We start from the raw sequence: 20538 nt of genomic DNA, 5'->3' as shown, positions 1-20538 counted from the left end.
CTGCCGCATGCAGCGCAGGCCCGTGGAGCGAACTGCTACAGTCCACGCCTCATTTCTCGGCCCCCAGCATGTCCGACACGCTCGAACACCACACCCCCATGATGCAGCAATACCTGGCCCTCAAGGCCGGGTATCCCGAGACGCTTCTGTTCTACCGCATGGGCGACTTCTACGAGGTCTTCTGGCAAGACGCCGAGAAGGCCGCGCGACTGCTCGACATCACGCTCACGCAGCGCGGCCAGTCGGGCGGTCAGCCGGTGGTGATGGCGGGGGTGCCCTTCCACGCACTGGAGAACTACCTGGCGCGCCTCATCAAGATGGGCGAGTCGGTGGCCATTGCCGAGCAGGTGGGCGAGGTGGGTGCGACCAAGGGCCCGGTGGAACGCAAGGTGGTGCGCGTGGTCACGCCCGGCACGCTGACCGACACTGAACTGCTGTCCGACAAATCCGAATCGCTGCTGATGGCCGTGCACCAGGCGCCGCGTGCGCGCTGTGGAATGGCCTGGCTGAGCGTGACGCAGGGCCGCGTCTTCCTGGCCGAATGTGCGCTGGACGAACTGGGCGCCTGGCTGGCGCGCGTGGCGCCCAGCGAGCTGATCTACAGCGCGGGCGTGACAGAGCGCTTTGAGCAACAACTGCAGGTGCTGCGCCAAAGCGGCGCCTTCACCTGCCCCATGAGCCCCCGGCCCGACTGGCAGTTCGACAGCTCCCTGGGCGAACGCAAGCTGCTCGAAAACCTGGGTGCCGCCAGCCTGCAGGCCTGGGGCGCGCAAGACCTGGGCGAATCGCACGCCGCCGCCGCCGGGCTGCTCACGTATGCCGAACACACACAGGGCCGCACGCTCACCCACGTGCACAGCGTGCAGGTGCAGCGCAACGACGACCTCATCGACCTGCCCGCCACCACGCGCCGCAACCTGGAACTCGTCAAGACCTTGCGCGGCAACGATGCGCCCACGCTGTTTTCGCTGCTCGACACCTGCATGACCGGCATGGGCAGCCGCCTGCTCAAGACCTGGCTGCTGGAGCCGCGCCGCGACCGCGCCGAGGCACGCCAGCGCCTGTCGGCCACCATCGCCCTGCGGGGCGCCGGGGGGGCTGGTGGCGGTGCAGGCCCCTGGTCCACGCTGCGCGGCGAACTCAAAGGCGTGAGCGATGTGGAGCGCATCACCGCCCGCATCGCCCTGCGCCAGGTGCGCCCGCGTGAACTGGTGGGCCTGGGCAAAACGCTACAAAAAGCAGAGCTGCTTGCGCTGAATGGACAAGCGCTAGAGCCCTATTTAATTCAGATTTTTGGCCACCTGCAGCCGCCCGAGGGCTGCACCGACCTGCTGCAGGCCGCCATTGCCGAGGAGCCCGCCGCCCTGGTACGCGACGGTGGCGTGATCGCCAACGGCTTTGACACCGAGCTGGACGAGCTGCGCGCCATCCAGACCAACTGCGATGCCTTCTTGCTCGACCTGGAAACCCGCGAGAAAGCCCGCACCGGCATCCCCAACCTGCGCGTGCAGTTCAACAAGGTGCACGGCTTCTATATTGAAGTGACCGGCAGCCACCTCGACCGCGTGCCCGACGACTACCGCCGTCGCCAGACGCTGAAAAACGCCGAGCGCTTCATCACGCCCGAGCTGAAAAACTTCGAGGACAAGGCCCTGTCGGCCAACGAGCGTGCCCTGGCTCGCGAGAAGTGGCTGTACGAACAGATCCTCGACCAGCTCCAACCGCATGTGCCCGCCCTCACCCGCCTGGCCCAGGCGCTGGCCACGCTGGATGTGTTGTGCACGCTGGCCGAGCGCTCGCTCACGCTCAACTGGTGCGCCCCACAGTTTGTGCCCGAGCCCTGCATCGAGATCGAAGACGGCCGCCACCCGGTGGTCGAAGCGCGTCTGGCCGAGACATCCAGCGGCAGCTTCATCGCCAACCACACGCGGCTGAACGCCAACACGCGCATGCAGGTCATCACCGGCCCCAACATGGGCGGTAAATCGACCTACATGCGCCAGGTCGCGCTCATCGTGCTGCTGGCCAGCATCGGCAGCCACGTGCCCGCCGCCAGTTGCCGCCTGGGGCCCATCGACGCCATCCACACCCGCATCGGCGCAGCCGACGACCTGGCCAATGCGCAGTCCACCTTCATGCTGGAGATGACCGAGGCCGCGCAAATATTGCACGCCGCCACGCCGCACAGCCTGGTGCTGATGGACGAGATCGGCCGGGGTACCAGCACGTTGGACGGCCTGGCCCTGGCCAGTGGCATTGCCACGCACCTGCACGACAAGACGCGCGCCTTCACGCTGTTTGCCACGCACTACTTCGAGCTGACGGAGCTGCCCGCCAAGGCGCGCCACGCGATCAACATGCATGTGAGCGCCACCGAGAGCGGCACCGACATCGTCTTCCTGCACGAGATCCAACCCGGCCCGGCCAGCCGCAGTTACGGCATTCAGGTGGCCAAGCTGGCGGGCATGCCCTCGCCCGTGCTGCACCATGCAAGGCATGCGCTGGCGGCGCTGGAAGAGCGGGCGGGCGAAGATGAATTGCAGGTGGACCTGTTCGCTGCGCCCGAGGTGCCCGAGAGTGCGGGCGCCAGCCCGCTGGAAGCTGCGCTGGCAGGCATCAACCCCGACGCGCTGAGCCCGCGCGAGGCCCTGGATGCGCTGTACCAGCTCAAGAAGATGGTGGGGGCTTGAGGCAAAGTAGCAGCCTTCCCGTCCCACCTGCACCTCAGCGGACTCACCACCCTATTCCATGACCCCTCAAGACTTCATCGCCAAATGGGGCGCGCCCGGCGGCGTGCCCGGCCCGGCCTACGCACTCAACGAAGAGCAAGGCGCGCAAAGCCACTTTCTGGACCTGTGCGAACTGCTTGGTGTGCCCAAGCCCGGCAGTTCAGAGGGTTACCGGTTTGAAGAAAAGAGTACCGTCATTGGCGGCAAGACGGGTTATGCCGACGTCTTCATGCGCGGCGTGTTTGCGTGGGAGAACAAAGCTCCGGGCAAAAACCTCGACACCGCGCTCAAGCAGCTGCTCACCTACAGCCTGGCGCTCTCCAACCCGCCCATTCTGGTGGTGTCTGACCGGCTCACGATTCGCATCCACACCCAGTTCACCGGCCACCCCAGTGCCACGCAGAGGTGCGCATTGCCGAGATGGACCAGCCAGCCAACCTGGCCCTGCTGCGCCGCATATGGACCGCGCCCGAGAGCTTCAAACCCCAGCAAACCAACCGCGACATCACCGAAGCCGCAGCCCAAAGCTTTGCCGCCCTGGCAGAAGGTTTGCGCCAGCGCGGCGCCACGCCCGGCGAAAGCATCGCAAGCCAGCAACAGCGCGCCAACCAAGTGGCGCACTTTCTCACGCAGTGCCTGTTCTGCTTTTTTGCGGAAGACGTAGGCCTGCTGCCTGGTCGCATGTTCGAGCGTCTGGTGAACAACAAACAAGCCACGCCCGAGCGGCTGACGCAGGGCCTCACGCAGCTTTTTACCGCCATGCAAAGCGGTGGGCTGTATGGCGTGGACGACATTCCGTGGTTCAACGGCGGCCTGTTCCAGACCATTGCCGTGCCGCCCCTGAGCGCGCCCGACCTGACCGAGCTGCGCCGCGCCGCCGACCTGAACTGGAGCGCCATCGACGTTTCCATCTTCGGCACCCTGTTCGAGCGCGGGCTCGACCCTGCCAAACGCAGCCAACTGGGCGCGCACTACACCGACCCCGCCACGATTGAGCGCCTGATTGGCCCCGTCATCCGTCGCCCATTGCTACAAAAATGGGAGCTTATAGCGCAGCAGATACAAGCACTGGCGGCCAAAATCGCCAAAAAAGGCGACAGGCACTACCGCTCAGCCCACGCGCTGTTCATCACCTGGCTCGATGAGCTGAAAAACTACCGCGCCCTCGACCCGGCCTGCGGCAGCGGCAACTTTTTGTACCTCGCGCTCAAGTGCCTGAAGGATGTGGAACACCACAGCCACCTGCAGGCCGCCGAACTGGGCCTGGACCGCGAGGCCGACCTGGTGACCGGGCCGCACAACGTGCTGGGCATCGAGCTGAACGAATACGCCGCCGAACTGGCTCGCGTGACTGTGTGGATCGGCGAACTGCAATGGCGCCTGGCGCACGGCTACGAGTTCAAAACTAACCCCGTGCTCGACACTTTGGAACACATCGAATGTCGCGATGCGCTATTGACTGAGGGCGGCGCCGAGGCCGCCTGGCCTGAAGCAGATGTACTGGTGGGGAATCCGCCGTTTTTGGGTGACAAAAAGATGCGCGCCGAACTGGGCGACGCGTACACCATCCAACTGCGCAGCACCTACGAAGGCCGCGTTCCCGGCGGTGCCGACCTAGTGTGCTACTGGTTTGACAAGGCCCGCGCGCAGATCGCATCCGGTTACCTTAAGCGAGGGGGGCTGGTAGCGACAAACTCTATCCGCCAGCCGACGAATAGGGAAGTGCTTGCGCGGCTGGTACAGGAAGCCCCCATTTTTGAGGCTTGGAGCGATGAACCGTGGGTGAACGAAGGTGCCAGCCTGAATGTTTCGCTGGTTTGCTTTGGGCAGTCAAATCAACAAGCGCGTTTGGATGGTCAAGACGTGGAGGGCATATTCACGAATCTCCGGCCACAGTCCGACGGAACCAACAGTCTGGACCTCACTAAAGCCACGCCACTTACAGAGAACGACGATACGTCCTTTTTTGGCCTTTGTTTGGCAGGCCCCTTCACCATTCCCGCAGAGGACGCCCGTAGGTGGCTCCGGTTGCCCAATCCCAATGGACAACCAAATTCAAATGTTTTGACTCCCATCTGGAATGGAAAAGACATCACCGAGAGATCGGCAGACCGCTGGGCGATTGATTTCGGAAACAAGATGACTGAGGCTGAGGCAGCCCTATACGAATTGCCCTTTGCTCACGTTCAAGCCCACGTCCTCCCCGTACGCCAAACAAACAATAGGGTCAGTCGAAGCAAATGGTGGTTCAGACATGGCGAAAGCAGACCCGGGTTGCGTAAGGCTGTAGAGTCGCTGCACCGAACAATTGCGACCGTCGAACGAGCCAAACACCGATTCTTCGTCTGGTTGCCCTCGGGTGTCTCGGCTGAACATCGATTAGTAGTAGTCGCACGCGCTGACGACACGACATTCGGAGTTCTGTCGTCCCGCATGCATGTCATTTGGTCTTTGGCAATGGGAAGCACGTTGGAAAACCGTCCGGGTTACAACACAAATGTTTGCTTTCGCCCTTTCCCCTTCCCCGCAGGCCTCACCCCGGCAGACACCGCACACCAGCGCACCGAGGCACTGGAGGGCGGCGCGCTCATCCCGGCCGACCTGCCCGACACCCTGTCTGCCGAAAACTTCAAGCCAAATCAGCCTCCAGCGCCTGTCCATCAAGCGCAAGCAGCTATCACACCAATAGCACCACGACCCGCCGCCATGGCCATTGCCCAGGCCGCCCAGCGCCTGAACACCCTGCGCCAGGCCTGGCTGAACCCGCCCGAGTGGACGCACACGGTGCCCGAGGTGGTGCCGCTGGGTCTGAGCACATCGCCCTACCCCGACCGCATCGTGCCCAAGCCGGGGTTCGAAAAAGAGCTGGCCAAACGCACGCTGACCAACCTCTATAACCAACGCCCCGCCTGGCTGGCCGCTGCGCACGCGCAACTGGACGCAGCCGTGGCAGCGGCCTACGGCTGGGCCGACTACACGGCGAACATGCCCGATGATGAAATCCTGCGCCGCCTCCTGGCGCTGAACCTGCAACGCAGCACATCTGAAGGAGCCTGACGTGCACCCCATCCCTGCGACACCCGAGGAAGTTGGAGACGGCGAGGACCGGCTGGTGGATGTCCACAGCCCCGAGGTGCCGCACTCCATCCGCACCCAGGTGCTGGCTATGGCCCAGCCCGGCGACCAGCTGTGGCGCTGCCCCCGCCTGTCGGCACCACGCGGGGGCTGGGCATTCTGGGTGTGGGCCAGCGGGATGTGGTGATCGAGTGGTGGCTGCTGGACGCGCAGGGTGAACTGATCGAGGCGTTCTGGGAGGTCTGATCAAAGCGGTGACTGGATTTACAAATCCTGCGCCACCGGCGCCAGCTGCCCCAGCATGAAGGTGATGAACGGCGGCACACAGGGCAGGTGCCCGGCCACCGGTTGTGCGCGGCATTCAGTCAGGCTGACCAGATCGCCCGCGCCGCGACTTTGCATCGCGCGCACGGTGCTGACCGAGCTGGCGTAGGGCACGGTGCGGTCATCGCGGCCGTGGTACAGGCGCACTGGCACATTGGGTTTCCAGTCGTAGACGTTGCTGGCGCTGGCCAGGGCCAACACGTCGTCGGCCAGGAAGTGGTCGATGAAACGTGTGTCGTAGGCCACATCGGCATCGCCCGGGATCAGCGCGCGCAGCAGCAGGCGGCGCACCTCACGCTGCACGCTACCGCCCAGGTAGCGCAGGAAGCCCGGGTTGATGAGCGCACCGATCACCGGCTGTTCTTGCCGCACCAGGTCCACCAGGCCATCCATGGTGGTCTGCACGTTGTAAGGCCCCGCGCCCGGCACCACCAAACGCAGTTGTTGCAGGTGGGGCGAAGCGCTTGCTTGCAGCGCGCGGTGTGTGGCCATGGTGACGTAGCCGCCTTCGGAGTAGCCGGTCAGAAAGAGCTGCCCGTTGTCCGCCACGTTGGCCTGGCCGCGCCAGGTGCGGGTGGCGGTCAGAAAATCCACCGTGGCGGCTGCGGACGGCGCCGCCAGCAGGTAGGGATGGGGCGTGCCCTTGGAAGCGCCAAAGCCCACGTAGTCGGGCGCCAGCACGATATAGCCCAGTGACGCGAGCACCACCGCCACCTCGGACGCAACCGCGTTGTTGCTGGGCGCCTCGGCATCGCGAAAGAGGGTGCCATGCTGGTAACTGAGCACCGGGCTTTTGGCGCCCGCTGCCTTTTGCGGAACGCTGACCAGACCCGAGGCGCGCACCTCTTTGCCGTCGGCATCGGTGGTGAGGTACTCGATCCGGTAAGAAGTGACGCTGTAGCGCGGCACCACGTCCTGGGCCAGCGACTCCTTGGCGGCCAGCGCTGCAGCGATATCAGCGGCCGGCACGGTGCCAAGCAAGGCGGCGGATTCGAGCTGGCCGGAACGCGCCGGGGCGGGAGGTGGCTCCGGAGGGTTGCCGCCATCGCCGGGGTCTTGCGCGCTGCCCCCGCCACAGGCCGCCAGCAATGCCACCAAGGCCAGCGCGCAGGCGCGGCGGGTTCCAGACAAAATCAGTGGGTTCAACACGGCAAGGCCCCTCCAGGTGAAGCGGCGGATGATAGGAGCGACGGGCACACACTGCCTGGCCCGCAAGCAATAGCCCTTTACCCCCGGGGCGGCAGTTGCCTTGGCTGCCGCCGGAACTTCGGGTGAACGCAAAAGGTTGGGACCTGCCAATTTTTGAGTAAAAATGGCCTCCAGCGCTTGCCCACCAAGCTTTGGTTGCTATCAATACAGGACACCGGCTACGGCACACGCGATTGCTGGCCCGCACCCTGCCCAAGGGTGCCTTCCCACGCCGGACTAAACTCGCGGGTTCCCCTCTTCCAACGACCCCACTTCTTCCATGACGTATTGCGTCGCCATCAAACTCAACGCCGGGCTGGTTTTCCTGTCCGATTCGCGCACCAATGCCGGCCTGGACCAGATCAGCTCTTTCCGCAAGATGATGGTCTATGAGAAGGCGGGCGACCGCTTCATGGTGCTGCTGTCGGCAGGCAACCTGTCCATTTCACAGTCGGTGCGCGAGATCCTGCAGACCGAGCAGCTCAAGGACGGTGACTCGGGCGAGACGATCTCGATCTGGAACGCCAAGAGCATGTTCGACGCGGCCCGCGTGCTCGGTGCTGCGGTGCGCCATGTGCACGAACGCGACGGCGCAGCGCTCAAGCGCTCGGGCGTGGACTTCAATGTGTCCATGGTGTTCGGCGGCCAGATCAAGGGTGAAGGCATGCGCCTGTTCCAGGTGTATTCGGCCGGCAACTTCATCGAGGCCACGTCCGAGACACCGTACTTCCAGGTCGGCGAATCCAAATACGGCAAGCCCGTGCTCGACCGGGTGCTCACCCCCGAAACCCCGCTGGACGAAGCCGCCAAGTGCGCGCTGGTGTCCATGGACAGCACGCTCAAGTCCAACCTGTCGGTGGGCCTGCCGCTGGACCTGGTCGTGTACGAGGCTGACAGCTTCTCGACCTCCAAGGTGGTCTGCATCGACGAGAACAACCCCTACTTCCGCATGCTGCACGACAGCTGGGGCCAGAAACTGCGCCAGGTGTTCGACAGCATCGAAGACCCGGCCTGGGGGGGTGGCGCCACCACCGTGCCCATCATGGTGAACCCGGCCCGCAGCAAGCCGCTCAAGAAGATCACCAACCACACCGACAAGCTCATCTGATTTCTCTGACGGCGGGGTTCGCCCTGCCCCGCCGGTATCCCCATGCTCCCCATCGTTTTCTCGCACGCCAACAGCTTCCCGGCCAGCACGTACCGCGTGCTCTTCCAGCATCTCAAGGCCCGGGGGATTGAGGTCAGCGCGGTGGAACGCTACGGCCACGACCCCAAGTACCCGGTGACCAACAACTGGCCCCATCTGGTGCAGCAGCTGGCGGACTTCGCCACGCCGCAGGTGGAGCGCCTGGGTCAGCCCGTGTTTCTGGTGGGGCATTCGCTGGGCGGCTTTTTGAGCGTGATGGCCGCCGCCCGCCACCCCCACCTGGTGCGCGGTGTGCTGTTGATCGATTCGCCCCTGCTGGGCGGATGGAAGGCCAACGCGGTCGATGTGGCCAAGCGCACGCAGGTCGTGGGCTCCATCTCGCCGGGCAAGGTCAGCCGGCAGCGGCGCTTCAGCTGGGCCAGCAACGAAGAGGCGCTGGAACACTTTCGCAAGAAAAAGGCCTTTGCGCACTGGGACCCCGAAGTGCTGGGCGACTACATCACCCACGGCCTGGTGGACCACGACGGCAAGCGCGTGCTGGGCTTTGACCGCGCGGTGGAAACCGCCATCTACAACACGCTGCCGCACAACCTGGGACGGCTGCTCAGCACCCACCCCCTGCAGTGCCCGGCCGCCTTCATCGGCGGGCGCGATTCGGACGAGATGCGGCAGGTGGGCATGGCGATGACGCTGCGCATCACCCAGGGCCGCACCATGATGCTGGACGGCAGCCACCTGTTTCCGATGGAGCAACCCATGGCCACGGCGGCGGCCATTGAGGCGGCGCTGCTCAATCTGGCGGCGCTGAACCCGGTCAAGCACTGACGACCCACCCGCAGTGTTGGGGGGCTGCGGGGTTTGGGGCGGCATAGCACCCAATACCTCCTGCAATGCCCCGAATAGCGCCGAAAAGCCCCGCCAAGACGGCCTTCGATCAGGGCAAACAAGGTTCGCCCGGAGTGGAGCAATCCCCTACACTGGGGGAGTTGTTACAGTGTGATACACCCCCATGCCCACCCTGCCTCACTTTGCCTCGCGATTGCCTGTGCTCAGCTATGTGCTGCTGGCCGTCTATCTGGTCATCCTCGCAGTCCGCACCCACAACGACACCACCATTGCCCTGGTGATTGCCTCGGTCGTGATGTTTGCCTGCTGCTGGGCCAGTGCCACCCATTTGCTGGGCGCGCGGCCAGCGCTGCAGTTTGTGCTGATTGCCGTGAGTTTTGGCTGGTTTGCCGAGCAGATGGGCTCCTCGCGCGGCTGGTTCTTTGGCCAGTACACCTACACCGACGTGCTGGGTCCCCGTCTGGGGGACGTGCCCCTGGTCATCCCGCTGATGTGGTTTTCGCTGACCTATGCGGGGTATGTGATCTGCAACCTCATCGTCTGGCAAAGCGCGGTGGACGGCGCGCGGGGCCTGGGCAATGCCGCCATGCTGTCATTTCTGGCAGCGATGATCGTCACGGCGTTTGATCTGGGCGCCGACCCTTACATGGTGTACACCCTCAAGGCCTGGATCATGACCAAGACCGATGGCGCATGGTTTGGGGAGACGGTGCAGGGGTTTTTTGGCTGGGTGTTCGTGTCCTTCGTCATCATCTTCGGTTTCCGCATGTCGGTTCGCAAACAGGCCCTGCAGCCATCCAGCCCGTTCTTGCGCCACCATGCCCTGGTTCCGCTGGCACTGTATGGGAGCAATATGGTGTTTCAGATGATCCTGGGCAATCCGGTGGAAATCCGCTCCATTGCGCCGTTTGCGATGGGCATCCCCTTGTTGTGCGCGCTGGCCGGGTACCAGCGCTGGGCAGCCCCCGCAAAGGCCAGCGTATGAACCAGAACACGTCACACTCCAACACCGTATCGGACGCCGAACTGGCGAGCATGCAGCACCACGCCGACCCCCTGGCCGACCAGACCATCGCCGACATCCTGGGCGACTGGCCTGAAGGGGACGTCGCGGTGGATGCGCCGCAATGGGCGCGCATCGACACCGTGAACCGCCTGTTCGGCCAATGGACGGACAACAAGAGCCTGGTGGGCTGGACCGCCCAAGGCGACGGGGTGGATGCAGCCATGGCCCGGGCGCTGAACCACTACGTGCAGACCGCGCAAGTGCTGCCGTCCTGGGCCGATGCGAAAAAGATCGAGCGTGCCGAGAAGCTGTTCATGGAACATGGGGCGCTGTCGTGCATCCTGCTGTTTTGCGCCAGCCTGCCCGAGTGTTATGTGATCCCCGACCTCTCCAGTGTGCTGCACACCTCGGGCCAGCTGGAGCAGAACGCCGAGTACCGCATCCGGTCCACGGCCGCGATGATCTTCCCCGTGATGCTGCACGGTGGCCTCAGCCAGCGCGGCGCGGGCGTGGCGCAGGTGCTCAAGGTGCGGCTGATCCACGCCACCATCCGCAACCTGATCCTGCACGGCAGCCCGCAAAGTGCCGTCAAACAGCTGCTGGCCGGGGGCAGCGGGCAGGTGGCACCACAAGCCCTGCCCAGCGGGGGCGGGCGTCAGGCCATGTTCCAGACGCTGTACGCCCGCGGCTGGAACCTGAAAGGCGATGGACTGCCCTGCAACCAGGAAGAGCTGGCCTACACCTTGCTAACGTTTGGCTATGTGTTTTTGCGCAGCTTGCGCCGCTTGGGGCTGAGGTTGCGCACGGCCGACGAAGAGGCCTACCTGCACGCCTGGAACGTGGTGGGCCACATCCTGGGCATCGACCGGGCCTTGATGGTGGACACCATGGACCAGGGCCAGGCCCTGATGGCGCGCATGCAGGCCCGGGGCCGCGCCGAGCCCGTCACACCGGACCCCCGCCCTGCCCTGGGCCGGGCGTTGATGCAGACCATGGAGAACTCGCTGCCCTGGAACATTGTGAAACCCTTTCCCGAACTCATGACCCGCTACCTGTGCGGGCGCGACACAGCCAGCGACCTGGGCCTAACCCAGCCTGTGCCGTGGCCATCGGCGCTGCTGTTCTGGGGGATGTTGCTGCTCGCCCGTGCCATCGACACCGTGCTGCGCCTGGTGCTGCCCCGGTTCTCGATCGTGAGGACACTCACGCGCATCCTGGGCTACCACTTCATGAGCCGCGTGCTGATGAGCCAGACCCGCCCCCTCCAACTGCCCACCGAGTTGCTCAACCAGGTGGACGAGGTGGTGCACAGCTGGAGCGATGACCCCCACGCGCCGGGCTGGATCAACCGGATCGAAGACCGGCTGACGACGCGCGGCAGCTGGAGCGCGGGCCTGGCCGCCCAGGCCCCTGCCGCACACCCCGCCCAGGCGCAGCAACCCACATAGCCGTTGTTCCCACGCCAATGTCCCCGCTGGCCCGTGCCCTCCTGACGATCGCCCGGCTTGGTCGTGCGCGCTGCGGCGTGGCGTCCAGCCTGCTTTGGCTGCTCGTCCTCATGGCTCTGCCTGCGGGCGTGCAGGCGAACGCGCCTCTGGTGCTGACGCAGGATCGGCCGCAGATGAATGCCTGGGAAGCCATCACGCTCAAGGCCGATCCCACGTACCAGCTTTCGGTGCAGGACATGCTGGCCCGCCTGGACGAGTTCGAGGCGCCTGCCCGGCGCGGCGGCTCGCTGGGTGTGCACAAGGCAGCCATGTGGCTGCGGATTCCTATCATCGCGAATGAGACACCGCGCACGCCCTGGTTGGTCAATATCGGCTACAGCTCGCTGCAGGCCAACATATACCTGACCAGCGGCGGCCAGGTGCTTGAGCACGTTCGCGCGACGCCAACCGACGAGCGGCAGCGGTATAGCCGCACACCCACGATGATGTTCAATCTGCAGGCTGGGCAGCCGTACGACCTGCTGATACGGGTGCAGGCATCCGGGCCGTTGATACTGCCCATCACGGTCGGGGAAATGCCCTACCAGATGAACGAAGCGCTGCGCGAGCAGATGCTGCAGGGCCTGCTCAACGGTCTAGCGTTTTGCCTGCTGGCGTACAGCCTGATCCAGTGGATCATGCAGCGCGACCACCTGTTCGGTTTCTATGCGCTGGTGGTGCTGGGCAGTGCCGGCTTTTCGCTGCAGTTCTTTGGCATCGGTGCGCAGTTTCTGTGGCCTGGCAACCTGGTGTTGGAGCGGATCATGGGCATCGCTGCGGGGCTCACTGCCCTTGCGGGATCGTTTCTCTTCCTGGGCCACGCGCTGACGGACAACACGCAGAGCAGCTGGTACGCGCGCGCCATGGAAGTGGGCGCCGCCATCACGGCAGTGGTCCTTGCCACCTTCGTACTCGGTTGGCTGAGCGTGCCCGTCGCCATCGCTTTTATGAGCCTGGTCGGCCCCCTGCCTTCCCTTTTCAGCGTTCCCGCCGCTGTTGCACGGGTTCGTCAGAAAGACCCCGTAGGTACGACCCTGCTGGTGGCCTGGGGCGCCTATGGGGTGGCCGCCGCAGTCATGGTGTGCCTGGTTCAGGGCTGGGTGCCTGCGAACTTCTGGACCTTGCACTCGTTCCAGTTCGGCGCCACGCTGGACATGCTGCTGTTCTTGCGCGTCATGGGGCTGCGCGCCAAAGCCATGCGGATGAAAGCACAGGAGGCGCTGCGCGAGCGCGACATCATGCACTTGCTGGCGCACAGCGATCCACTGACAGGCCTGAGCAACCGGCGTGGGCTGCAGCATGCACTGCAGCTTGCGCTGTCTTCCCGCTCACCGAGCCATCTGGTCGCGGTGTACCTGATCGATCTGGACGGGTTCAAGCCCATCAATGACTCGCATGGCCACGATGTGGGCGACGATCTGCTGGTGGCTGTGGGCCAGCGGCTCCAAGCCAGTGTCCGCCAGCAGACCGATCTGGTAGCACGGCTGGGCGGAGATGAATTCATCATCATGGCCTGCCAACTCGAAACCCCCGAGCAGGCGGCCAACCTGGGCCACGCCCTGTTGCGGGCTTTCGATGAACCGCTGGCTGTGGGCGACCTGCACCTGAAGGTGGGGTTGACCATTGGCTATGCACTGGCCCCGCTGGACGGCAATGATCCCCCGGAGTTGATCCGCTTGGCCGATACGGCCATGTACGCGGGCAAGCAACGTGGCAAACGCTCCATCCTGCGCAACAGCGGCGAACTGGCGCTTGCGCCATGAAACAGGCCTCCTGCACCGTGATGCCTTGCCTATACTGAACCAGCCCGATCATGCCCCGCCGTCACCCCATGCCGAACCGGCCCCGGCCCCACCACCTCCCTTGGCTGGCTTTGCTCTGGGCGTTGATGGTGTGCCCCTGGGCGTGGGCAGGTAGCTCACCCTTGCTGCTGAACGACGAGCGGGGAGCCATAGATGCATGGCCCGCCGTCACGCTACTGAGCGATCCCAGCCTTCAGCTTTCAGTGGAAGATGTACTGGAACAGTCCGACAAGTTCACCCCGCCCCCCAGCGTGGGCGCAACGTTGGGGGTGAGGCCCGATGCAGTCTGGCTGCGCATCCCGTTCGAAGTGGCCTCGACGTCTGACGCCCAGTGGATCCTGGATATCAACCACTCCGACCTGAACCACATCGGCGTCTACCTCACGACCAGCGGCTATGTGGTCCAGCAAGCAACCCTGGGCAGCCTGCACCCTTACGCGCACCGTCCTTTGCAAAGCCGATCCCACGCGATCACGCTGAATCTGAGGCCCGGGTTGCAGTACGAACTGTTGGTGCGCATCCAGACCCGGGGGGCGATGATCCTGCCAATCTCGTTCTACAAGCCTGCGGCCATGCTCAGCAAGGCGGTCAACGAGCAAATGCTGCAGGGCGTATTGACCGGGTTGGCCCTGTGCCTGCTTGTGTACAGCGTGGGCCAGTGGCTGAGCCTGCGCGAGCCCCTGTTCATCTACTACGCATTGCTCACATCCGGCAGCCTGCTGTTTTCGATGCACCTGTTCGGCGTGGGTCGACAGTTCCTCTGGAGCGACAGCCTCTGGCATGAAGTCCACATGGGAGGGCTCTCTGCCTTGCTCGCCACCTGTGGTTCGTTCCTCTTCATCGGACAGGCCCTGTCGGAGCCCGACTCCAACAAACGCTTTCTGCGCTTCATGCGCTGTGGAGCGGCACTGTGTGTGCTCCTTGCACTGGCATACGGACTGGATGCCATCTCTACCCGCGCCATTGCAGCCATTGTGAGCATCCTGGGCCTGGTACCCGCCCTGATGGGCATCCCGGGTGCGGCACGCCGTGCGATCCGGGGTGATGGGGTCGGCACCAGCCTGCTGCTGGCCTGGTTGGTCTACTTCATTGCGACCGCGATCGTCATCGGCGTCATCAACGGCTGGGTGCCGGTGAATTTCTGGACTTTGCATTCCTTCCAGTTTGGTGCAACGCTGGACATGCTGCTCTTCATGCGCGTGCTGGGCCTGCGCACCAAGGCATTGCGGCTGGAGGCGCTGGATGCCAACCGCGAGCGCGACGCGATGCACTCGCTGGCCCATACCGACCCCTTGACCGGCTTGCCCAATCGGCGTGGCCTGAGCATTGCCCTGGCCTCCGCCCTGCCCCACAGTGGCCCCAACAGCCTGCTGGCCGTGTACGTGATGGACCTCGATGGTTTCAAGCCCGTCAACGACCGGCACGGCCACGATGTGGGCGATGAACTGCTGATCGCCGTGACCCGTCGGCTGCAAGGCCATGTGCGCCAGAGTGACGTGGTAGCGCGCCTGGGCGGCGATGAATTTGTGGTGATGGCGGGCCACCTTGGCAGCAGCCAGCAGGCCCAGGAGCTGGGGCTCAAACTGCTGGAAGCTTTTCGCACCCCTTTCTCGCTGGGCGATCTACAGGTGGAAGTGGGCTTGACCATCGGCTACGCGATTGCACCGGACGACAGCAACGACGCACTGGGCCTGCTGAAGCTGGCGGATGCGGCAATGTACAGCGGCAAGCAAGGGGGGAAATTCTGCCTTCGCCGCAACACCGGGGACCTGGCGCTGTCGTCGGCCTGAGCGCTACCAGTGCACACCGCACCCTGCGGCTGAGCCCCAAGGGCCATTCCGAACTGGTCAAACGGCCTGGCTTCCGTTAAACACGGGGCTTCGCGTTACCACCCAAGGATTGTTCACCATGGCCCATCGCAAAAGTCCCGCCCGCATTGCCAAAGACGCCCGCATTGCGCATTTTCAGTCGCTGGCTACACGCCAGGCCGCACCGAACGCGCCGGGCGCAACCCTGACCTGGGACGCCGTGGCTGCGCTGGAGGCCAAGCTGGTGGGCCGCATCGTGCTGCCATCCAGCCCCGACTACAACGCTGCGCGGCAGGAGTCCAACCCCGCGTTTCAGGCTTATCCCGAGATCATCGTGTACTGCGCCTGCGAACACGACGTGCTCGAATGCCTTGCCGTGGCCCGTACCTACAACGTGTGGGTGGCCGTGCGCTGCGGCGGGCACAGCACGGCAGGCTACTCCGTCAACAGCGGCATGGTGGTGGACCTGAGCGACCTGAAAGGCGTGGTGCTGGACCCACCCCGCGAACGCGTGCATGTGCTGCCGGGCACCGACTTCGACCATTTCAACGGCGCCATGAACCATACCGGCTGGCATGTGCCCACGGGCGCGTGCGGCAGCGTGTGCGTGGGGGGCTTCGTGCAGGGTGGTGGCTACGGCTACACGTCGCGGGCCTTCGGCATCCAGAGCGATCTGGTGGAATCGTTCCGGGTGGCGCTTGCCAACGGCAGCATCGTCACGGCCAGCGCGCAGGAGAACCCGGGGCTCTACTGGGCCATGCGCGGTGGCACGGGCGGCAACTTTGGTGTGCTGCTGCAGGTCACCTACCGCATGCACCGGCTGAACCAGGTGTGGGCCTGGGCCATCAGCTGGGACGCCGCGCATGCCGCCGAGGTCCTGACGACGATGCAAGCCCACTACATGAAAACCGGCGCACCCGATGCCCTGGGCTACATGATGAATCTGGGCTACCAGAACAATACGCCGGTCTACATGGTGCAAGGCATGTTCTGCGGCACGCGCGATGAGGGCATGAAGGCCATCGCACGCCTCATGGCGATACCGAGCGCACAGCTGCTGGTGGACAAGACGGGCACCTACCCCGACATGAACATCTGGCTGGAAGACCACCCCTACACCTTGCCAGACAACCTGCCCGACGGCGTGGCGGAAACCAAGGCCTGCGGCTACATCAGCACGCCGCTGTCAACAGCCGACTGGCAACGCATCATCGACTACTTCAAGACATCGCCCAACCCCTGGTCGCTGGCTTATCTGGAACCCTATGGCGGCGCCATCAACCGCTACCCGGTGGCCGACAGCGCTTTCATCCACCGCCACGTGGATGCAGACCTCGTGGTGGACGTGTTCTGGACCAATGACACCGAGCGGGCCCAGATGGAAGCCTGGCTCGATGGGTTCATGAATCTCGTTAAACCCTTCCTGAACGGCCACGTGTACCAGAACTATCCCGACGCAAGCCTGCAGGACTTTGCCCAGGCCTATTGGGGCCCTGCATACCCGCAGCTTCAGCAGGTCAAGGCCCAGTACGACCCCGGGAACTTCTTCCACTTTCAGCAGAGCGTCCGGCTGCCACAGAAATAGGAATGCAGGTCCTGAGAGAAGCCGCCCCAGCGCTCAGGAAGAGGCCGTTTCAGCGTAATGGAGCCGGCCTTTGCCCGCGCGTTTGGCCGAGTACATCGCCTGGTCGGCGCGGTTCATCAGGGCGTCGATATCCCCCTCCAGCGGGGGATACACGGCCACGCCAATGCTGGCGCCGATGAAAAGGTCACGCCCTTCCACAACCATGGGCTGGTGCAATGCCTCGATGATGCGGTGGCCGATGGTGTCGGTCACGTCGCGGGTGACATCGCGGTCGAGCATGACCAGGAATTCGTCGCCACCCAGGCGTGCCATGGTGTCGCCCGCACGCACCGTGCTGGCAATGCGTTGGGCCACAATGCGCAGCACTTCATCACCGGCGCGATGGCCTTCGGCGTCATTCACACCCTTGAACCCATCGAGGTCGATGAACAGCAAGGCCACAGACCCGGCATTGCATCGCGCCTGCGTCAGGGACTGCTCCAGTCGGCTCTGAAAAGCCGCCCGATTGAGCAGGCCCGTGAGTGAATCATGGTTGGCCAAATAGTGCTGCTGGCGGGCGATCTGGATCTTGGCCGAGACATCCTGGACCAGCGCCATGATCGATGTGACCTGCCCCTGGGCGTCGGTCAGTGCTGAATTGAACCACTCGCAATGCACTTCGCTACCGTCGTCCCGCACAAAGCAGGTCTCCGCGCGGTTCTGGGACTCCTGCCCCGACTGCAGGCGCTGTAGAGCGCTCTGAAGCCCCTCGTCCTGAAGTGAAGGGTCTACAAGTTCCGTCAGCAACCGCCCCTCCAGCCCCGCCACCTGCAGCCAGCCCATGAGCTGCACGGCGCGCTGCGAACAGTGCAGGAGCCTGAGGTTGTGGTCCATCTCCAGCACCGCAAGCGGGCTGTTTTCCATGTGCGAGGAAAGCCGCTGGTTGGCAGCGCGCAGCGCATTCATGGTGACCTGCAGTTCATGAACGTCGAGCGCCGTGGTGATGAAGCCGTCCACCAGCCCCTGCCGGTTGTGCCAGGGGGTCAGGCAGATGGTGCGCCATTCATCAATGCCATACGGTGTGCGCAGAAGGCGCTGGTACTGCACCCGCTCGCCCTGCAGCACACGCTCGACGAAGGGCATGAATCGGACGCAGTCGCTCTCACCATACACCTCGACCAGGGTTTTCCCCACCAACTGCTGGGGCACCGCGCCGAACCAGCGGGCGTATTCCTCGTTGACATAGATCATGGCCAGACTGCGGTCGATCACGGCCATGGTGGCACCCGCGCTGCGGGTGATCAGATCCAGCAATTCAGCCTTGGACCAGGAATCCTGATGGAAGGCTGTGGGGGGCTGCGACAACTCAGGCTCGTCTTGCATCATGCGGCGATAGCCCCGGCGGGGAGGTGGTCATCGACAGAGGGGGCGATCCAACGCTGCACCTTCTTCACGGTGGCCGCTTTGCATCGCCCTGCTACAGGTAACAGTGTGTCAGCACCAGCTTATCACTTTCGGCCCATGGTGCCCCCGCAGGCCCCACGGGCCTTTCGCAAAAGGCCAGCTCCCGCACGGTGTTGCACGCTAGTCCACTGAAACCGAGTAATCGGCTGTGCGCCGAGGTGGCAGCGGGTGCAGCGCAAGGCGCGGGCTGCGGCCAAGGCTGGCCGCCTTGGCAAAGCCCGCAACGCCGCGATGCGCCTGCTGCCACCCCGGCCCGAAGGGTGAGGGCCTGGCAAGGCCGCCCTCGTCGTTGCCGTGCTCGCCGGGTATGCAACCCGCCTGCGCCCGCCGCCTAGAGGGCGGCCCTGCCAGCCCCTCGCGCACAGCCGATTTCTCGGTTTCAGTGGACTAACGGCAGCAACGATATGCCAGGCCGACGGACACGGAATACCCTGTAGGCTCGACGGTGAGGGGGCTGCGGCGGGCGTCGCCCTTGAGTTGCGATACACGCGCCGCACCCAGAATCACCCAGTGGCGATTGATGGCCGACATGACCTCCACACCGGCATCCACGCTGTACAGGCCTGCGCCCGGATCAAAGGCAGGCAAGGCCCCGGAACCACCCGCAGGCACGCCAAAATGACCGCGCAGATAGGTGCGATCCCCAAAGCTCGCGCCTGCGCCGAAAGTGACTTTGGTCTGCTCGGTCACGGGCCAGGTGTAGCCCACGCTGGTGGACAACTGCGCGCCGCCGTCGCGCCCCAGAATGTCCTGCGAAAGCCCGGCGCCCACAGACCACCGTGGCGTCAGCGCATACCCAGCGCTCACCCGCGCGCGCAGCGTGGACCGGACCGAGGGCAACCCCACCAGGATCGGTGCGTCCGAGCCGTCACGGCCTTTGTCGATGCGCAGCGAGGCGCTCAGGTTGAATTGATCTCCCTGCGCCAGCGTGGCACTGGCACCCGATTCGCGCGGACCCAGCCCATGCCCCATGAAGGCGCTGCCACGCGAGGTACTGAGCCTGAAGCGTCCATATTCGATGGCCCAGGCTGGCCGCAGGCTGTTCTTGCGCCCATCACCGCCCGCGTAGTCCGGGCTGGAGCCCACGATGGCGCCCAGCGCGTAGTTGAACAACGGTTTGGGCGGCTCTTCGGCCGCAGGCGCATCCGCGGCGTGCGCCGCCGGCCAGGAGCACAGGCAAGCCAGCAACGAAGCACAAGAAACCAGGGGCGCAATGGGGGCAAAACGGCTCATGGGTGGATTATCAGTCCGCCCACTGCACCCATCCAGTCCATGCTGTCACCAGAACAACGATGCCAAACACGATGCGGTAGTACGCAAACGGTACAAAGCTGTGGGTACTGATGTAGCGCAACAACCAGCGCACACACAGCCAGGCGCTCAGGAAAGAAAAGACCAGCCCGGTGATGAACATGGGCAGATCGGCCACCGACAGCAGCGCGCGCTCCTTGTACAGGCTGTACACCCCCGCGCCAATGAGCGTGGGAATGGCCAGAAAGAACGAAAAATCGGTGGCTGCCTTGCGCGACAGGCCCAGCAGCATGCCCCCGATGATGGTGGAGCCACTGCGGCTGGTGCCCGGCACCATGGCGAGACACTGCACCAGGCCCACCTTGAGGGCGTCCAGCGGCGTCATGTCATCCACCGACTGGATGCGGGTGGCCGCGGGAGATCGGCGCTCTGCCCACAAAATGATGAAGCCCCCAATGATGAAGGTGCTGGCCACCACCACAGGGGTAAACAGATGGGCCTTGATGGCTTTGCCAAACAACAGGCCCAGCACCACAGCGGGCAAAAACCCGATGAGCACATTGAGTACAAACCGCTGCGCCTGCCGCTGCGTGGGCAAGGCCACCAGCGTGGCGCGGATCTTCTGCCAATACACCAGGATCACCGCAAAGATGGCACCGGTCTGGATGGCAATGTCAAACACCTTGGCCTTGGCATCATCAAATCCCAGCAGAGAGCCCGCCAGGATCAGGTGCCCCGTGGAAGAAATGGGCAGGAACTCCGTCAGGCCTTCGACCACGCCCATGATGGCAGCCTTGACCAGCAATACAACGTCCACGCACACTCCTTGAGAAAATTTGAATCAAAC

15 protein-coding genes are annotated in these 20538 nt (G+C 64.3%); 11 read left to right on the top strand and 4 right to left on the bottom strand.

Annotation, left to right across the window (positions count from 1 at the left end):
- The first annotated feature begins 68 nt into the window (after nt 1-68).
- The 4 genes from mutS to EXV95_RS24350 are packed head-to-tail and all read left to right on the top strand — an operon-like array spanning nt 69 to nt 5991.
- The gene (mutS, locus tag EXV95_RS24365) at nt 69-2690 is read left to right on the top strand and encodes a DNA mismatch repair protein MutS (RefSeq protein ID WP_176888827.1); all 2622 of its coding nucleotides are present in this window, start codon (nt 69-71) and stop codon (nt 2688-2690) included.
- 58 nt (nt 2691-2748) lie between these two features.
- Entirely contained in the window at nt 2749-3393 is a 645-nt protein-coding gene (locus EXV95_RS24360) for a type IIL restriction-modification enzyme MmeI (protein ID WP_176888826.1), read from the top strand.
- Nucleotides 3279-5786, top strand: a complete 2508-nt coding sequence (locus tag EXV95_RS25070; RefSeq protein WP_176888825.1) for a class I SAM-dependent DNA methyltransferase — start codon at nt 3279-3281, stop codon at nt 5784-5786. The genes EXV95_RS24360 and EXV95_RS25070 overlap by 115 nt, the downstream gene beginning before the upstream one ends.
- 1 nt (nt 5787) lies before the next feature.
- A complete protein-coding gene (locus EXV95_RS24350) occupies nt 5788-5991 on the top strand; it encodes a hypothetical protein (protein ID WP_176888824.1) in 204 nt (67 codons plus the stop codon).
- A 77-nt stretch (nt 5992-6068) separates the two neighbouring features.
- Here EXV95_RS24350 and EXV95_RS24345 read toward each other — a convergent pair whose 3' ends face one another.
- Entirely contained in the window at nt 6069-7277 is a 1209-nt protein-coding gene (locus tag EXV95_RS24345) for a S9 family peptidase (RefSeq protein ID WP_255484859.1), read from the bottom strand.
- A 319-nt stretch (nt 7278-7596) separates the two neighbouring features.
- On the opposite strand from EXV95_RS24345, the gene EXV95_RS24340 reads away from it, so the two are divergent.
- From EXV95_RS24340 to EXV95_RS24310, 7 genes are all read left to right on the top strand, one after another.
- Entirely contained in the window at nt 7597-8424 is an 828-nt protein-coding gene (locus tag EXV95_RS24340; protein ID WP_010459683.1) for a proteasome-type protease, read from the top strand.
- Nucleotides 8425-8466: 42 nt separating this feature from the next.
- Nucleotides 8467-9288 carry an alpha/beta fold hydrolase gene (locus EXV95_RS24335; protein ID WP_176888823.1) on the top strand — a complete coding sequence of 274 codons (822 nt, stop codon included), beginning with the start codon at nt 8467-8469 and terminating at the stop codon, nt 9286-9288.
- A 184-nt stretch (nt 9289-9472) separates the two neighbouring features.
- Complete coding sequence (locus EXV95_RS24330) at nt 9473-10294, top strand: carotenoid biosynthesis protein (RefSeq protein WP_055397363.1); 822 nt, start codon at nt 9473-9475, stop codon at nt 10292-10294.
- Nucleotides 10291-11763 (top strand): oxygenase MpaB family protein, encoded by a 1473-nt coding sequence (locus EXV95_RS24325; protein ID WP_176888822.1) that lies wholly within the window; start codon nt 10291-10293, stop codon nt 11761-11763. The genes EXV95_RS24330 and EXV95_RS24325 overlap by 4 nt, the downstream gene beginning before the upstream one ends.
- A 17-nt stretch (nt 11764-11780) precedes the next feature.
- Nucleotides 11781-13565 (top strand): diguanylate cyclase, encoded by a 1785-nt coding sequence (locus tag EXV95_RS24320; RefSeq protein WP_176888821.1) that lies wholly within the window; start codon nt 11781-11783, stop codon nt 13563-13565.
- A gap of 161 nt (nt 13566-13726) precedes the next feature.
- Nucleotides 13727-15394, top strand: coding sequence for a diguanylate cyclase (locus EXV95_RS24315; protein WP_255484858.1), 1668 nt, complete (start codon nt 13727-13729; stop codon nt 15392-15394).
- 118 nt (nt 15395-15512) lie between these two features.
- Complete coding sequence (locus tag EXV95_RS24310) at nt 15513-16997, top strand: FAD-binding oxidoreductase (protein ID WP_176888819.1); 1485 nt, start codon at nt 15513-15515, stop codon at nt 16995-16997.
- Between the two features lie 33 nt (nt 16998-17030).
- Here the strand turns inward: EXV95_RS24310 and EXV95_RS24305 are convergent, their stop codons facing one another.
- The 3 genes from EXV95_RS24305 to EXV95_RS24295 all read right to left on the bottom strand — a co-directional run bounded on the left by EXV95_RS24305 (nt 17031) and on the right by EXV95_RS24295 (nt 20508).
- Nucleotides 17031-18362: a diguanylate cyclase domain-containing protein gene (locus tag EXV95_RS24305; RefSeq protein ID WP_176888818.1), complete on the bottom strand. Its 1332-nt coding sequence runs from the start codon at nt 18360-18362 to the stop codon at nt 17031-17033.
- Between the two features lie 465 nt (nt 18363-18827).
- Entirely contained in the window at nt 18828-19673 is an 846-nt protein-coding gene (locus tag EXV95_RS24300) for a MipA/OmpV family protein (RefSeq protein WP_233573352.1), read from the bottom strand.
- Between the two features lie 10 nt (nt 19674-19683).
- Entirely contained in the window at nt 19684-20508 is an 825-nt protein-coding gene (locus EXV95_RS24295) for an undecaprenyl-diphosphate phosphatase (RefSeq protein ID WP_121422620.1), read from the bottom strand.
- Between the last annotated feature and the right edge of the window lie 30 nt (nt 20509-20538).

It is taken from the genome of Acidovorax sp. JMULE5, assembly GCF_013376875.1.
GTDB classification, from domain to species: Bacteria; Pseudomonadota; Gammaproteobacteria; order Burkholderiales; family Burkholderiaceae_C; genus Acidovorax; species Acidovorax facilis.
This window is presented reverse-complemented; position numbering and strand designations above follow the sequence as displayed.

Coding starts and splice junctions, on each gene's coding strand:
- mutS (WP_176888827.1), top strand. CDS start 69: ATGTCCGACACGCTCGAACACCACACCCCCATGATGCAGCAATACCTG.
- EXV95_RS24340 (WP_010459683.1), top strand. CDS start 7,597: ATGACGTATTGCGTCGCCATCAAACTCAACGCCGGGCTGGTTTTCCTG.
- EXV95_RS24320 (WP_176888821.1), top strand. CDS start 11,781: ATGTCCCCGCTGGCCCGTGCCCTCCTGACGATCGCCCGGCTTGGTCGT.
- EXV95_RS24325 (WP_176888822.1), top strand. CDS start 10,291: ATGAACCAGAACACGTCACACTCCAACACCGTATCGGACGCCGAACTG.
- EXV95_RS24360 (WP_176888826.1), top strand. CDS start 2,749: ATGACCCCTCAAGACTTCATCGCCAAATGGGGCGCGCCCGGCGGCGTG.
- EXV95_RS24305 (WP_176888818.1), bottom strand. CDS start 18,362: ATGATGCAAGACGAGCCTGAGTTGTCGCAGCCCCCCACAGCCTTCCAT.
- EXV95_RS24335 (WP_176888823.1), top strand. CDS start 8,467: ATGCTCCCCATCGTTTTCTCGCACGCCAACAGCTTCCCGGCCAGCACG.
- EXV95_RS24300 (WP_233573352.1), bottom strand. CDS start 19,673: ATGAGCCGTTTTGCCCCCATTGCGCCCCTGGTTTCTTGTGCTTCGTTG.
- EXV95_RS24330 (WP_055397363.1), top strand. CDS start 9,473: ATGCCCACCCTGCCTCACTTTGCCTCGCGATTGCCTGTGCTCAGCTAT.
- EXV95_RS24310 (WP_176888819.1), top strand. CDS start 15,513: ATGGCCCATCGCAAAAGTCCCGCCCGCATTGCCAAAGACGCCCGCATT.